Below are 13,837 nucleotides of genomic sequence, written 5' to 3'. Positions count from 1 at the left end.
CTCCAGATTTGGCCGGAAGGTGAGGGCGGCGACACAAACCGTCCAGTGAAATCCCGGTAACGCCCGTTACTGACCCGGACGTCCCGCGCCTTCGCGACGCGCCAGGAAGGCCAAGCGCTCGAAAAGGTGGACGTCCTGTTCGTTCTTCAGCAGCGCGCCGTGCAGGGGCGGGATCAGCTTGGTCGGGTCCTTCTCGCGCAGCATGCTCTCGTCGATATCTTCGACCATCAGCAGCTTGAGCCAATCCAGCAGCTCGGAGGTGGACGGCTTCTTCTTCAGGCCCGGCACCTTGCGCATGTCGTAGAAGATGCGCAGCGCCTCGCCGACCAGCTTCTGCTTGATGCCCGGATAGTGGACGTCGACGATGGCCTGCATCGTCGCCTCCTCGGGGAAGCGGATGTAGTGGAAGAAACAGCGGCGCAGGAAGGCGTCCGGCAGTTCCTTCTCATTGTTCGAGGTGATGATGATGATCGGCCGGACCTTGGCCGAGATCGTCTCGCCGGTCTCGTAGACATAGAACTCCATTCGATCGAGCTCTTGCAGCAGATCGTTGGGGAACTCGATGTCAGCCTTGTCGATCTCGTCGATCAGCAAGACGGGGCGCACAGGGCTCTCGAAGGCTTCCCAGAGCTTGCCCTTCTTGATGTAGTTCTTGACGTCCTTGACGCGCTCGTCGCCCAGCTGGCTGTCGCGCAGGCGGGTGACGGCGTCATATTCATAGAGGCCCTGATGGGCCTTGGTGGTCGACTTGATGTGCCAGGTCAGCAGCGGCGCGCCCATGGCCTTGGCGACTTCATAGGCCAGCACGGTCTTGCCGGTGCCGGGCTCGCCCTTGATCAGCAGTGGACGCTCTAGCGCCACGGAAGCGTTCACCGCGACCTTCAGGTCCTCGGTGGCCACATAGTCGGAAGTGCCTTCAAAGCGCTGGCTCATGCCCACCCTCTGCCGGATCGCGCCGGTCTCGAACAACTGTTCTAATCGAGGGTCAAACTACTGGCGCCCGCGCGCTTGGCAAGAGCGCGGGGCCAACAGAGTGCGGATTAAAAACGCGATGGGGTCAGGCGAACCGCTCGGCCAAGGCTTCGGCGACCTCGTTCATGGTCGGCGACCAGTCGTAATAGTCGTTCGAGGAGAAGCCGCGAACCTGCGGATACCAGGGCAGGCGTTCGGTCCCCAGGCGGGTCCAGGACGCCGCGCCGCTGATCTGCCAGATGTTCGCGCCGCAGGCCGCGCCGAGGTTCATGGTGGCGTTCGAGAAGCCGATGGTCAGGTCCATGGCGCAGCACAGGGCCGCGACATCGTCGAGATCCTGCTTCAGGTCGATGCCCTCGGGCTGCCAGATGTCGACCCCGAACTCAGACTTGGCGTAGGCGATCTCCTCGGCGCAGTCGCCGTACTGGAGATTGACGAAGGTGATACCGGGCGTCTCCAGGATCGGACGCCACAGGTCGAAGGGCGAGAACTGTCGGGCGCGTTCGCCGTTCAGTTTCAAGCTCTTCCACAACAGAGCGACCTTCGGTCCCGCGGGGGCCTTTTCCAGTTCCTTGCGCCAGTGCGCGACCCGCTCGGGATCGGCGACCAGGAAGTTCGATCGGTCGGGGAAAGCTTCGACAGACGGACGCAGCGTCGACAGCATCGAGCCGATCGGCGTCCACAGGTCGATCTGGCTCCAGTCGGTGACGCCCGGCGCGGTGCGACGCACGCGGCCTTCCAGCGCGACCGTGCGGTGCGCGGTGACCTCGGCTTGCGGGAACGAACGCTGGAACAGCGGGACCAGACGATGCTCCACGGCGATCGCCAGCTTGCCGTCCGGGCCGAGGGCGTCGATCACGTCGGGCAGCATGTTTGCGAACATGACCTCGTCGCCCAGGCCCTGTTCGGCGCAGACCATCAGGCTCTTGCCCGACAGGTCCTGGCCGGGCGTCCAGCGCTCGGCGTTGATCAGGAAGCGCGGCGCGTCGGTCAGGTCGGGCGAGAAGCGCGATTCGTAGGCTTCCCAGCCTTCGCCCACGCGACCCAGGCACAGCAGGATCGTCGATCGGGCGAACTGCATCATCGCCATGTCTTCCCGCGAATCGGCGTTGGCGATGGCCAGCTCGCAGTCGATGAGGGCGCTTTGGACGTCGCCCAGATCGAGATGGGCATAGGCGCGATTATGGTAGCCCTTGCCGAAATCGGGAGCCAGGCGCAGGGCCTCGTCGAAGAAGGTGATCGCCTGCTGGCCGTCGCCCAGGCTGCACATCACCGTGCCCAGCGTGTTCCACAGGATCGGCTGGCCCTGATCCTTCATGATTGCAGGGCGCAGGATCTCGATCGCCTCGGCGCATTCGTTGAGATCGCGCAGGGCGCAAGCCAGGTTGTTGGTCGCTTCGACGCAGTCCGGGCGGGCGATGCGGTAATGGGCGAAGAACTTCGCCGCCAGCTCCGGCATGTCCATGCGATAAGCCAGGCGGCCCAGGTCGCCGGCAACGGGACCATGGTCCGAGATCAATTGCAGCGCTGCTTCATATGCGCGCATGGAAGATGCGAAGTCGCCGGTTTTCTCGCGCGCGATGGCCAGGACGTGCCAGGCGACGCCCAGGCGCTCGTCGTGTTCCAGGGCCTGCAGAGCCAGGGCGTCGGCGCCCGGATAGTCCCGCGAATGGATGGCGGCGACCGCCTGGGCCAGCAGGCGCGAGGCCTCGCGATTCTTGAGTTCGGCCGCAGCCTTATCAAGTCGCGCCAGGGCTTCGGCCGAGGCCGAATCGCCCATCGTCGTGCCGGCGATGCCGCGCTGGACGATGGCCGCCGCGGTGACTTCCTGTTGGGCCAGCGCGCTGCCGGAGCCCTCAAGGGCGCGTTTGCGGGACATGTTTAAAAGCCTTGCGGGTTTGGAGTTAACCATCCTGTGGGGCAGTATGCTTAATTGAGTCCTAAGCTGCGGCTCACGGTCACAGGGCCAGCAAGACGGCGTTAACCCACGTTGATCTAGCTTCCACCTTGCACCCGCCGATCGTGGCGGACCGGGTTTTCGTGGCGATGCAGAAAGGGAGCGGCATAACGTGCCTTTGAAGCTTTCGCTGAAACCCGGCGAGAAGTTCGTTCTGAATGGCGCGGTGGTCCAGAATGGCGACCGACGCGGCGTTCTCGTACTCCAGAACAAGGCTTCAGTCCTTCGCGAGAAAGACATCATGCAGCCGGATCAGGTCACGACGCCAGCGCGTCGGATCTATTTCCCGGTGATGATGATGTATCTCGAAGAGGGCGTCGCCGAACGGTTCTACGAAGATTTCGCCACGCGCTTGAACGAGTTCATGAGCGTGGTGCGTAACCCGGCCGTGCTTGGCGATTGCATCGCCATCTCAAAGCACGTCATGGCGCGCGAATACTACAAAGCGCTCATGTTGAGCCGAAAGTTGATTGAATACGAAGACGAGAGGTTGGGGCATGTCTCTTCGGGCGTATCAGCAGGCGGCGACGCGGGCTGAGAATCCTCGTGAGCTGGAATATCGTCTTTTCGGCCAGGTGACCCGCGCCCTCATGGACGCGGCCCAGGCGCCGGAAGACGACTTTGCCAAGCGTATCGACGCGCTCGACTGGAACCGTAGGGTCTGGTCGGCGATGGCGACGGATTGTTCTTTGCCGGAAAACTCGCTCTCGCCTGAGCTTCGGGCGAGCATCATCTCGCTCAGCCTTTGGGTCGGTCGTCACTCCAGCGCGGTCATGCGCAAGGAGGAGGATTTCGAGCCTCTGATCGACATCAACCGCACCATCATGCAGGGCCTAGCCGGGCGCGTCGAAGCCGCCTGATCCCGGGCGCGGAGTCCTTCGCGCCAAACTTGCCCAGCCCTTTAGGAACTTCCTGCCGCCCGGCGAATATTGCATTCGCCGGGCGGTTTTGTTTCCAGAGCTTGTCTGGAAAATATCCCGAAAAATCAATGGATTGCTAAGTGGCCTCGCGTGAGCGCGTTTGGCCCGCCGCTTGCGATGGGCATGGCAGGGCAAAACGCCCAGCCGGCCCTGCCGGAAAAATCCGACCAAAACGGTAGGTGATCCATGATGAACTCAATCAACACGAACGCCGGTGCGCTCATCGCGCTCCAAAACCTCAACTCGACCAACTCGGAGCTTGCAACAACTCAGGGCCGCATCAACACCGGCAAGAAGGTCGCCAACGCCAAGGATAACGGCGCGATCTGGTCGATGGCCAAAATGCAGAGCACTGCCTCGAGCTCGTTGAACGCCGTGAAGGATTCCCTCCAGCGCGGTCAGTCGACGATCGACGTGGCGCTCGCCGCTGGCGATACGATCACCGATCTGCTCAGCAAGATGAAGGAAAAGGCCCTGGCCGCTTCCGACACCTCGCTGAACACCGCCAGCTTCAACGCTCTGAAGGCCGATTTCGAGTCGCTCCGTGACCAAATCACGAAGGCGGCGACGAATGCCAAGTTCAACGGCGTCAGCATCGCTGACGGCTCGACGACTGGGCTGACCTTCCTGGCGAACTCGGATGGCGATGGTTTCACCGTTACCGCTCAGACCTTGTCGCTCGACGGCATCGGTCTGTCGGCCGCGACCACCTTCACCGACGCTGCTACGGCCAAGACCATGATTGCGACGATCACCACGTCACTCACCACGGCGACCAACAAGCTGTCGTCCCTGGGCACCAACTCCGTCGGTCTGGACACGCACCTGACCTTCGTTGGCAAGCTTCAGGACAGCCTGGAAACCGGTGTTGGCAACCTGATCGACGCGGATCTGGCGAAGGAAAGCGCCAAGCTCCAGTCGCTGCAGACCAAGCAGCAACTGGGTGTGCAGGCACTGTCGATTGCGAACCAAACCCCGCAAACGATCCTTTCGCTGTTCAAGTGATCCGACATGCCGGGCGACCTTCGGGTCGCCCGGCGCCTCCTTTGAGCTGGGCGCCATGTGCCCGGCAATAATTACCCATGACCAAAGCCTCCCGGCAGAATTTGCCGGGAGGCTTTGTCGTTAACAGAGCTATAACGCCATCTTTTCAAGAGTTTGCGGCGCGTGGCGAGGTGGGCAGGTTTGGCCCGGTCATTGCTTCACGCCTACCTGAGCAAAAAGCTCCCGGCAGTCAAAATGACGTCGGAACACCTTGAAAAGGATCATTCGTAATGGCGCTGAACAGCATCAACACGAACGCCGGCGCGCTCATCGCGCTGCAAAACCTCAACACCACGAACTCGGAACTCTCGACCGTCCAACAGCGCATCAACACCGGCAAAAAGGTGGGCAGCGCCAAGGACAACGGCGCCATCTGGGCGACCGCCAAGAACCAAGCCTCCACCGCTTCCTCGCTGAACGCCGTGAAGGACTCCCTGCAACGCGGTCAATCGACCATCGACGTGGCCCTCGCCGCGGGCGACACGATCACCGACCTGCTGGGCAAGATGAAGGAAAAGGCGCTCGCCGCTTCCGACACCTCGCTGAACACCGCCAGCTTCAACGCCCTGAAGGCCGACTTCGAGTCGCTGCGTGACCAGATCACGAAGGCGGCCACGAACGCCAAGTTCAACGGCGTCAGCATCGCCGACGGCACGACCGCTTCGCTGACCTTCCTGGCCAACGCGGACGGTTCAGGCTTCACGGTCAATGCTCAGACCCTGTCGCTCGCCGGCATCGGCCTGTCGTCGTCCTCGACCTTCGCCGACGCCGCCGCCGCCAAGACCATGATCACCACCGTGACCACTGCCCTGGGCACCGCGACCAACAAGCTGGCTTCGCTGGGCACCAACTCGACGGGTCTCGACACCCACCTGACCTTCGTCGGCAAGCTGCAAGACAGCCTCGACGCCGGCGTGGGCAATCTGGTCGACGCCGACCTGGCCAAGGAAAGCGCCAAGCTGCAATCGCTGCAAACCAAGCAACAGCTCGGTGTGCAGGCGCTGTCGATCGCGAACCAATCCACGTCGTCGATCCTGAGCCTGTTCCGCTAAGGAACGGAGGAGGCGGGTCCTCACGGATCCGCCTCCGCCTCATTCGGGCTGAGATCGAGGAGAGATCACACCAGAGGACGCCGCCGCGAAGGCGGAGGCGCAGGGAGAGATGGAAACCAAAATCGCACTCTCGGCCGTTCCGGCCGAACCGGCCCCCTCGGGGCAATATCCCAAGCCCAACGCCCCGGAGCCTTCCGCGGGCGTGATCGGCGTTCCCGAATCACCTGCGGATTCGTCCGAGCCCCAGCCCGGCGATTTACGTTTGGTGATCGAGCAGGACGAGGATTCAGGCGCGTTCATCTATAAGACGGTCGATCGCCGCACCGGTGAAACGCTGCAGATCCTGCCGCGCGAAGACGTGCTGAAACTCAAGCATGCCAAGGGTTACGGCCCCGGCGCTGTCTATGATGGGCTCACCTGAGACCCCATTCTGACGACCTGTGACGCACGGTCGCGGGGTGATCTTGTTATGGTTTATTTTTGTTAACCATAATCTTACCATCTGATCCTACGGTCGGTTCCGTTAGGGCTCGCTCGCTGTTGAGGCGTGCGAACCAAACCCGGAAAAAATTTCCGATCGGAGGCCGTAATGACGCTAAGCGTCAACACCAATCAGCCCGCGCTGATCGCACTGCAGAATCTGAACAAGACCAACGATGACATGCAGGGCGTTCAGACCCGCATCAACACGGGTCTGTCGATCTCCAGCGCCAAGGACAACGCGGCTGTCTGGTCTATCGCCCAGGAACAGCGCGCTGACATGAGCGCGCTCTCGGCCGTCAAGATGAGCCTCGATCGCGCCACCTCGGTGGCCGACGTCGCGCTGGCCGCCGGCGAGTCCGTCTCCGATCTTCTCAGCCTGATGCGGGAAAAGGTCGTCGCGGCCAAGGACGCCTCGCTGACGACCACCTCGCGCACGGCGCTGAACGCCGACTTTCAGGGGTTGGTCAAGAACCTCACCCAGGTGCTGTCCAGCGCGACCTTCGACGGCGCCAACCTGCTGAACGGCAGCCTGACCGCCGACATTTCGTTCCTGGCCGACGCCGACGCCGGCACGGCCATCACGCTGAACCTTCAGAACCTGTCGTTCGGCGGCACGATCAACACGCTGACGACGACGGACGACATCCTGGATGTCACCAACGCCACCGGCGTGCTCACTCGCCTTGACGCGACCATGAGCGCGGTCAACCAGGCCGTTGGCAACATCGGCACCCAGGCCAAGCAGATCGAGGCTCACAACAGCTTCGTCTCCAAGCTCTCGGACGTGCTCGAGACCGGCGTGGGCAACTTGGTCGACGCCGATCTGGCCAAGGAAAGCGCGCGACTGCAGGCCTTGCAGGTCAAGCAACAGCTAGGCGCCCAGGCCCTGTCGATCGCCAACAGCGCGCCGCAGATCATTCTGAAGCTCTTCAACGGCAGCTAACCCCCAAGCGCACTAGGCCCAAGGCTGTGCGCGGGTTAGTTTCCAGCCAGGGGTGCTTAGGGAATCGGGCCGAGATGATCGACCTTCGCGATTTGCGTGACGAAGACGAGGGCGTGCTGTTTCAGTGGCGTTCCGAGCCGGAAGTCGATCGCTGGATGTCCGACGCCGCCTTTCCCAGCCGTGACGCCCACGCCGCGTGGTTCGAAGGTCTTCGCAACGACCCCGACAAGCGCGGTTGGCTGATCACGCGGGGAGGGGGCGCCGCCGGCCTCCTGACTCTCACGGGCCTGCTCAGCCATCATCGCCGCGCCGGGTGGAACTGGTTCCTGGGTTCGGCCGAGGCGCGCGGACGCGGTGTGGGACGCGCCGCCCAGGTGCTAGGTCTCGACCGCGCCTTCAACGAGCTTGATCTGCACAAGGTGTTCGCCGAGGTGATGGCGGACAATGACGCGGCCTTGAAGGCTCAGGCCGCCTCGGGTTTCCGTCGCGAAGGCTATCTGCGCGGCCACGTACTGAAGAACGGCGCGCCGCGCGATGTCGTGTTGTTGGGAATACTGGCTTCCGAATGGAGCGACCTGCGTGAGGCGGCTCGTCGAAGCCTGACCGACGCTAACCTTATCGCCGCGTGAACCACAGGTCTTAACGAGTCCTAAGCGTTCCTGGGGCAAAACACAGTGGGGTGCTCCGTGTATCCCGACAGGACCCGCCGTGACCGTCACTTTCGACACAAGCGTACTGCTCGGTTACTACCAGGCTCGCACGGGCCAGACCGCTGCTGCCTCGACCACGACGACGTCCACCGCCAAGCCCAAGGCCGTCGTGCCGACCGCGCCATGGGCGTCGGGAACCACCACCGAGCCGAGCACGCTGGTCAAGGCCGCGCTCAACGGCCGCAAGTTCGTCGACGAAGGCGCCAACCAGACCACCCTCAAGGGCGCCAGCGGCGACTACAAGAAGCTCTTCGCGACCTATCAAGCCCTGAACACACTGTCGGCCATCGCGGCGCGCGCGTCAGAGAAGGGCGTCACCGACAGCGAAATGAAGCGCCTGCAAACGGCGTTGACCAAGGGGCTGTCGGAAATCACCACCTACACCCAGGGGCTGGACCTGGAGCAGGGGCGTCTGACGTCTGGCGCGGTGATGACCAGCGACAAGGCCACCGTCGGCGTGCCCAAGAACGTCTACGGCTACGTCACCGACAAGATCTACAGCGGCCAGGTCGACGATGAGGTGCCCAACTTCAAGGGCAACGTCAGCTTCAACATGGCGGTCAAGAAGTTTGGTGTGACCACCAACCTGACCATGGATCTGTCGGAAATGGGCTCGACGCCCAGGACGATGTCCAACGTCGTCAGCTTCATGAACAGCAAGCTCAAGGCGGAAGGGTTCGAGACCTCGTTCGCCGTCGAGCGCACGATCGGTGAGGCGCGGACGGTTCAGGTCAACGGCCAGAACGTCACCCTGCCGGCCACCGGCGACGACTTCGCGCTGCGCATCAAGGGCGACTCGACCGAGCAGCTGACCTTCACGGCGGCCACCACGACGCCGGCCGTCTACATCACGACGGCCGCCGGCGATCCCGATCCGGACGACGACAGCACCACCGATGACGCCGTCATCGAGAACACCCTGACCAAGTACAGCGCCGCCGCGGGCGGTCAGCCGGGCGGCAAGGTGTTTTCTGAAACGCTGCAGGGCACGATTTCCAGCGTCCGCAAGTCGATCACCGGCGCGGACGGTTCGGTCTATATGCTGGCCGACGTCACCAAGGACGTCAGCGGCCAAGTCATCAAGGGCGACCAGGACGTCGCCCTGTTGAAGTACGACTCGGCCGGACACCTGCTCTATGCGCGCAGCCTGGGTGCGACGGATTCTGCCAGCGGCTTGTCTCTGGCGGTCGCCGATGACGGCAGCGTCGCCGTGGCCGGTTCGGTCACAGGACGCCTGCAGGGGGCGGTCAACGGCCCGATCAATTCAGACTCCGCCTCAACCACCCTGACCGACAGCTTCGTCACCCGCTACGACGCCAAGGGCGACGAGCAGTGGACCGTGCGCCGGGGCGGCATGTTGGAAGACGAGGCCACGGCCCTGGCCTTCGGTTCGGACGGCGTTCTCTATGTCGGCGGACGATCGAAGTCGGACTTGCCGGGCTCGACCACCATCGCCGATGGCGGGGGCTACGACTCCTATCTCAGCGCCTTCGCCACCGACGTGAACGGCACGCCCAAGGCGTTGTTCACTCAGAAGTTCGGCACGTCCGAGAACGACTCGGTGTCCGGGATCGTGGTCAACGGCTCGCAGGTGATCGTGGGGGGCAAGGAGAACGGCAACGCCGTCCTGCGCAGCTTCACCGTCGCGCCGACGGTCGTCACCGAGAACGCCACGACGATGACCTCGACCGGCGTGCAGGTCACCACGCCCGTGACCTATACGAAGTCGGCCACCCTGACCGCCGGCGTCGTCCGCGACCTCGGCACCCTGAAGGGCGGCGATATCGCCGGGCTGAAGATCGATGGCGGTCAGCTCTATGTGGGCGGCTACACAACCAACGGCGCGCTCAGTGTCGGCAACACCACCACGGCCGCCTCGGGCGGTTCGGATGGTTTCGTGGGCCGCATGTCGCTGGACCTCTCGAACACCAGCGCCGACACCCTGGCCTATTATGGCGGGACGGGCGACGAGACCGTGACCGGCATGGACGTGGCCAACGGCTCGGCCTGGCTGGTCGGTTCCGCCGGCAAGAACCTCGATGGCCAGGAGACGGTCGGGACCAAGGACGGCTATGTCGCGCAGATCGATGTCGCAACTGGCGCGGTGTCATGGTCCCAGCGACTGACCGGCAAGGACGGCTATGCGACGCCGACCTCGGTCGCGGTCGACAAGTCGGGCTCCAGCAGCCTGGACGTCTTCGGCCTGCCCAAGGGCACGATGGACTTCACCCAGTCCGACCGCATCGTCTCGGCGACGGCGGCGCGGGCCGGTGACACCTTCCAGATCCGGACGCGCGAGCGTGGCCCGCTGACGACGATCACCATCGAAGCCAACGACACGCTCGAGACCCTGGCCGACAAGATCAAGCGCGCCTCGGGTTTCCGCGCCAAGGTCGAGATGTCCAGCGACGGCAATAGCCGCAAGCTGAAGATCAGCCCGGCCTACAGCACCTCGACGGTCGAGATCGTCTCGGGCAAGGGCGGCACCGACGTGCTTTCGGCCCTGGGTTTGGCCTCGGGCGTTGTGCGCGCCACCAAGACCGAGAGCGGCAAGACCGTTTCGGCCGACGGCAACGGGCCGGTCTATGGCCTGCAGCTGCCGCCCGAGCTCGACATCCTGGACGAGACCAACCGCAAGAACGCCACCTCCGTCATCACGCGGGCCATGTCGGCGGTGCGCACCGCCTATCGCGAAATCGCCGATATCGCCTTGGGCGTCGACAGCAGCGCGGCCTCGACCTCGGGCAAGACCGGCGGCACGGTGCCGACCTATCTGAAGAACCAGATTTCGAATTATCAGGCCGCTTTGGACCGTCTCACGGGCGGATAGTCGGCTCGACAACCCGGCAGCGCTTGAAAGCGTCATCTTCGCGTCGTAGCCAGTGGTCATGGAATTTCTGAAAGATCGACGGGTCCTTCTGGCGGGCGGCGCCGCGCTGGCGCTTCTCGCGGGCCTTGGCATTGCCATCGCGCTGCTAAGCGGGGGCGGCAAGCAGACCGAACCGCCTCCGGCCTCGCGCGCGGGCCTGATCGTCGAGACCGGCCGAGCCGACGACACCAAGCTGGACCCCGCCCGTCCGCTGCGCTGCTTCGTCGGCGGCCAGTTCATGGGCGAGACGACCTTGGCCGAATGCGCCAAGAAGAACGGCGTCGCCACCGGCGCGCTCGATGTCGGCGTGGACGAGACGGGCGCCCTGGCCGCGGCCGATCAGGCCGGCACGGTGCTGACCCCGCTGCCGCCGCCGACCACTGTCGTTCCTGCGCCCGCCAATGTTTCGCCCGGTCCCGCGCCGTCGCCGTCGCAGACGGTGTCCAACGCGCCGCTGGCGGCCTGCTGGCGCTACGCCGGCGGAGAGTGGCGTCGCCTGCCCGGCGACATCACCTTGAACGCCTGCGCCCAGACCCTTTTCGCCGGACGCTGCGAGAAGCCGGGCGGCGCCACCTATGGCCGCTGGGGCGAGGAAACCCTGCGCCTGGTGCCGGGTCGCGTCGAAGCCTCTTCCGACAATCGTTCCTTCCACGCCGTGATCGACCAGGGACCGAACTGCTCGATCCCGGCCGCCGGTTAAGCCGAGTGCCGCCCATGCGTCGTCCGATCCTGATCGCCGTCTCCGTCGCGGCCGCCGGCCTGGCCCTCACGGCCTGCGAGAAGCAGACCAAGGCCCCCTTCGAGAAGGGCGTCTGCTTCCACGTGGCCACCAACAAGGACAAGACCCTGCGCTTCAACCCCGTGGCGCGGAACGTCGAGTCGATGGAGCAATGCGCCGCGACGCTGGAAGGCATGCGCATCCGTTTCGTGCGCATGGGCAGCCCCAACCGCACCCTGACGGGGTCCTACCAGGGCAGTTTCATCTTCCTCGAGAAGGAGGGGATCTTCCTGGGTCAGACCTATGAAGGCGCGCGCTTCATGTCGCTGGTGCGTACCGGCGACGGCCGCCTGGCGGTCCCTGGCGCGGTGCGACAAGCGCCCAGCCAGTAGAACATCGGTCCGCACAAATCGCGCTCGGTCCACAAGAACGTATTGAGAACAAAATTGCGTTGACCGGAGCGCTCCGTTAACGTCTTGATCAGATTCCGGCGCATGGGTCGCCGGGCGTGAACAAGGTCGAAGCGATGGCGGGCAGCGTCAACAAGGTCATTCTGGTGGGCAACCTCGGGGCCGATCCCGAGATCCGCAGCCTGGGTTCCGGTGACCGCGTCGCCAACCTGCGCATCGCCACGTCGGAAAGCTGGCGCGACCGCACCTCGGGCGAGCGCAAGGAAAAGACCGAATGGCACCGGGTCGTGATCTTCAACGACAATCTGGTGAAGGTCGCCGAGCAGTACCTGCGCAAGGGCTCGACCGTCTACATCGAGGGCGCGATCCAGACCCGCAAGTGGACCGATAACACCGGCGCCGAGAAGTACTCCACCGAGATCGTGCTTCAGAAGTTCCGCGGCGAACTGACCATGCTGGGCGGTCGCGGCGACAGCGCCGGCATGTCCTCGGGCGGCGGCGATGACGGCTATTCCAGCGGCGGTGGCGGCGGTTACGGCGGCGGCGCGCCGCGCAGCCAGCCCAGCGGTCCCCGCGAGAGCTTTTCGGCCGATTTGGATGACGAAATCCCGTTCTAGAGCCGGCCCGTTTGTCGAATTGAAAGGGGCGGCGGCCGGAGGGGCGTCGCCCTTTTTCATGCCGGACTTAGCGCGCATCGCTGCGACTTGAGGTTGTCTCAGGCTCGTGTTTACCTGACGCGTTCGCCAAAAGCGACTGTGGGGTGCGTCATGAAGCGATTGGTTTCGATCCTGGCCGGCATAGGCGTGCTGTCCGGCGCCCCTTCGGCGTTCGCTCAGACGGTGTCGGCTTCGCCCGCGTCCGTCCAGGCCCCGCCGCCGGCGGCGCTTGAAGGGCAAGCGGCGATCGATCCCGTGACTGTTCGGGCCGCCAACCGCAAGCGCCTGCTGACCTACGTGAAAGGCGTCTCGGCCCTGTCGTCGGACGGGCAGGTGGCGCGGCGGCCCAACAAGCTGTGCCCCTATGTTGTCGGCGCCCCGGCCGAGGTAAATACCTATGTCGCCTCGCGCCTGCGCCAGGTCGGCGAGACGGTCGGGGTTAAGTTCGAGACCAGGACGTGCCAGCCCAACCTGCTGGTGCTGTTCTCGGGTGAGCCCGATACCATGCTGAAACGGGCGCATCGCCTGCACAAGATCAGCTTCTCGCCGGCCTCGCCGACCCAGATCAATCGGTTCCTCGACAATGACCGGCCCGTTCGCTGGTGGCACAGCGTGGTTGTCGTGCCCGCGACGGCGACCTCGCCGGTCGCCGGAGCCGTCGATGGCCCGGCGATCGTCCGGATGGAGAACACGCGGATGCTGCCGGCCACCCGCAGCGTTATCCGAGGTTCGCTGATCGTCGTAGACGCCGGCCAGGCCAACGGCGTCGCGGTGGGCGCCTTGGCGGACTATATCGCCCTGGCGGCGCTCACCGACATGAAGCCGGATATCGAAATGCCCGGCCAGGACACGATATTGAACCTCTTTGCGCCGGGAGCCACACGCGACAACACGGCGCAAAGGCTTACCCCAATGGACATGGCCTATCTGCGCGGGGTCTATAAGGTCCGCGACACCGCGTTCGGCATGAACCAGTTGGGCAAGATCGCCACGGTCATGGCCGAGGAGCTTGAGCGCTAGCGACGGGCCTGTGGATCGCGACGTGGCCGGACTTGCGGCGCGAGGCCGGCTCGGTCTTGATGCCCGTTCAAGCAAGGAACGCC

General features: G+C 64.3%; 14 protein-coding genes. 12 read left to right on the top strand and 2 right to left on the bottom strand.

Annotated features, from left to right (window positions below; translation table 11 throughout):
* Window positions 1-66 precede the first annotated feature (66 nt).
* Entirely contained in the window at window positions 67-933 is an 867-nt protein-coding gene (locus AC1RUS_RS08925) for an AAA family ATPase (RefSeq protein ID WP_492915106.1), read from the bottom strand.
* A gap of 124 nt (window positions 934-1,057) precedes the next feature.
* Window positions 1,058-2,851, bottom strand: a complete 1,794-nt coding sequence (locus AC1RUS_RS08920) for a tetratricopeptide repeat protein (RefSeq protein WP_492915104.1) — start codon at window positions 2,849-2,851, stop codon at window positions 1,058-1,060.
* A gap of 190 nt (window positions 2,852-3,041) precedes the next feature.
* Between AC1RUS_RS08920 and flbT the strand changes: the two genes are divergently transcribed.
* From flbT to AC1RUS_RS08860, 12 genes are all read left to right on the top strand, one after another.
* A complete protein-coding gene (gene flbT / locus AC1RUS_RS08915; RefSeq protein ID WP_492915102.1) occupies window positions 3,042-3,467 on the top strand; it encodes a flagellar biosynthesis repressor FlbT in 426 nt (141 codons plus the stop codon).
* Window positions 3,427-3,789 (top strand): flagellar biosynthesis regulator FlaF, encoded by a 363-nt coding sequence (gene flaF / locus AC1RUS_RS08910; protein WP_492915100.1) that lies wholly within the window; start codon window positions 3,427-3,429, stop codon window positions 3,787-3,789. The genes flbT and flaF overlap by 41 nt, the downstream gene beginning before the upstream one ends.
* Window positions 3,790-4,035: 246 nt before the next feature.
* A complete protein-coding gene (locus tag AC1RUS_RS08905; RefSeq protein WP_492915098.1) occupies window positions 4,036-4,854 on the top strand; it encodes a flagellin in 819 nt (272 codons plus the stop codon).
* A 269-nt stretch (window positions 4,855-5,123) separates the two neighbouring features.
* Complete coding sequence (locus tag AC1RUS_RS08900) at window positions 5,124-5,945, top strand: flagellin (RefSeq protein ID WP_492915096.1); 822 nt, start codon at window positions 5,124-5,126, stop codon at window positions 5,943-5,945.
* A gap of 109 nt (window positions 5,946-6,054) precedes the next feature.
* Window positions 6,055-6,366 carry a hypothetical protein gene (locus AC1RUS_RS08895; RefSeq protein ID WP_492915094.1) on the top strand — a complete coding sequence of 104 codons (312 nt, stop codon included), beginning with the start codon at window positions 6,055-6,057 and terminating at the stop codon, window positions 6,364-6,366.
* 168 nt (window positions 6,367-6,534) lie between these two features.
* Window positions 6,535-7,371, top strand: a complete 837-nt coding sequence (locus AC1RUS_RS08890) for a flagellin (protein ID WP_492915092.1) — start codon at window positions 6,535-6,537, stop codon at window positions 7,369-7,371.
* A 74-nt stretch (window positions 7,372-7,445) separates the two neighbouring features.
* Window positions 7,446-8,000, top strand: a complete 555-nt coding sequence (locus AC1RUS_RS08885; protein ID WP_492915090.1) for a GNAT family N-acetyltransferase — start codon at window positions 7,446-7,448, stop codon at window positions 7,998-8,000.
* 79 nt (window positions 8,001-8,079) lie between these two features.
* Window positions 8,080-10,911: a hypothetical protein gene (locus AC1RUS_RS08880; protein ID WP_492915088.1), complete on the top strand. Its 2,832-nt coding sequence runs from the start codon at window positions 8,080-8,082 to the stop codon at window positions 10,909-10,911.
* A gap of 58 nt (window positions 10,912-10,969) precedes the next feature.
* Window positions 10,970-11,650, top strand: coding sequence for a hypothetical protein (locus AC1RUS_RS08875; RefSeq protein ID WP_492915086.1), 681 nt, complete (start codon window positions 10,970-10,972; stop codon window positions 11,648-11,650).
* A 14-nt stretch (window positions 11,651-11,664) separates the two neighbouring features.
* Window positions 11,665-12,060 carry a hypothetical protein gene (locus AC1RUS_RS08870; RefSeq protein ID WP_492915084.1) on the top strand — a complete coding sequence of 132 codons (396 nt, stop codon included), beginning with the start codon at window positions 11,665-11,667 and terminating at the stop codon, window positions 12,058-12,060.
* 134 nt (window positions 12,061-12,194) lie between these two features.
* Complete coding sequence (gene ssb / locus AC1RUS_RS08865; protein ID WP_492915314.1) at window positions 12,195-12,695, top strand: single-stranded DNA-binding protein; 501 nt, start codon at window positions 12,195-12,197, stop codon at window positions 12,693-12,695.
* A gap of 150 nt (window positions 12,696-12,845) precedes the next feature.
* Window positions 12,846-13,754 (top strand): hypothetical protein, encoded by a 909-nt coding sequence (locus AC1RUS_RS08860; RefSeq protein WP_492915082.1) that lies wholly within the window; start codon window positions 12,846-12,848, stop codon window positions 13,752-13,754.
* Window positions 13,755-13,837: the final 83 nt, after the last annotated feature.

This window comes from Caulobacter sp. GW821-FHT10F06 (genome assembly GCF_058809215.1).
The sequence above is the reverse complement of the archived record's forward strand: the minus strand, read 5'-3'. Positions and strand labels throughout refer to the sequence as shown.

Excerpts from the sequence above, each read along its gene's own strand:
- AC1RUS_RS08925 (WP_492915106.1), bottom strand. The coding sequence starts at position 933 with ATGAGCCAGCGCTTTGAAGGCACTTCCGACTATGTGGCCACCGAGGAC.
- AC1RUS_RS08920 (WP_492915104.1), bottom strand. The coding sequence starts at position 2,851 with ATGTCCCGCAAACGCGCCCTTGAGGGCTCCGGCAGCGCGCTGGCCCAA.
- flaF (WP_492915100.1), top strand. The coding sequence starts at position 3,427 with ATGTCTCTTCGGGCGTATCAGCAGGCGGCGACGCGGGCTGAGAATCCT.
- AC1RUS_RS08905 (WP_492915098.1), top strand. The coding sequence starts at position 4,036 with ATGATGAACTCAATCAACACGAACGCCGGTGCGCTCATCGCGCTCCAA.
- AC1RUS_RS08900 (WP_492915096.1), top strand. The coding sequence starts at position 5,124 with ATGGCGCTGAACAGCATCAACACGAACGCCGGCGCGCTCATCGCGCTG.
- AC1RUS_RS08895 (WP_492915094.1), top strand. The coding sequence starts at position 6,055 with ATGGAAACCAAAATCGCACTCTCGGCCGTTCCGGCCGAACCGGCCCCC.
- AC1RUS_RS08890 (WP_492915092.1), top strand. The coding sequence starts at position 6,535 with ATGACGCTAAGCGTCAACACCAATCAGCCCGCGCTGATCGCACTGCAG.
- AC1RUS_RS08885 (WP_492915090.1), top strand. The coding sequence starts at position 7,446 with ATGATCGACCTTCGCGATTTGCGTGACGAAGACGAGGGCGTGCTGTTT.
- AC1RUS_RS08875 (WP_492915086.1), top strand. The coding sequence starts at position 10,970 with ATGGAATTTCTGAAAGATCGACGGGTCCTTCTGGCGGGCGGCGCCGCG.
- AC1RUS_RS08870 (WP_492915084.1), top strand. The coding sequence starts at position 11,665 with ATGCGTCGTCCGATCCTGATCGCCGTCTCCGTCGCGGCCGCCGGCCTG.
- ssb (WP_492915314.1), top strand. The coding sequence starts at position 12,195 with ATGGCGGGCAGCGTCAACAAGGTCATTCTGGTGGGCAACCTCGGGGCC.
- AC1RUS_RS08860 (WP_492915082.1), top strand. The coding sequence starts at position 12,846 with ATGAAGCGATTGGTTTCGATCCTGGCCGGCATAGGCGTGCTGTCCGGC.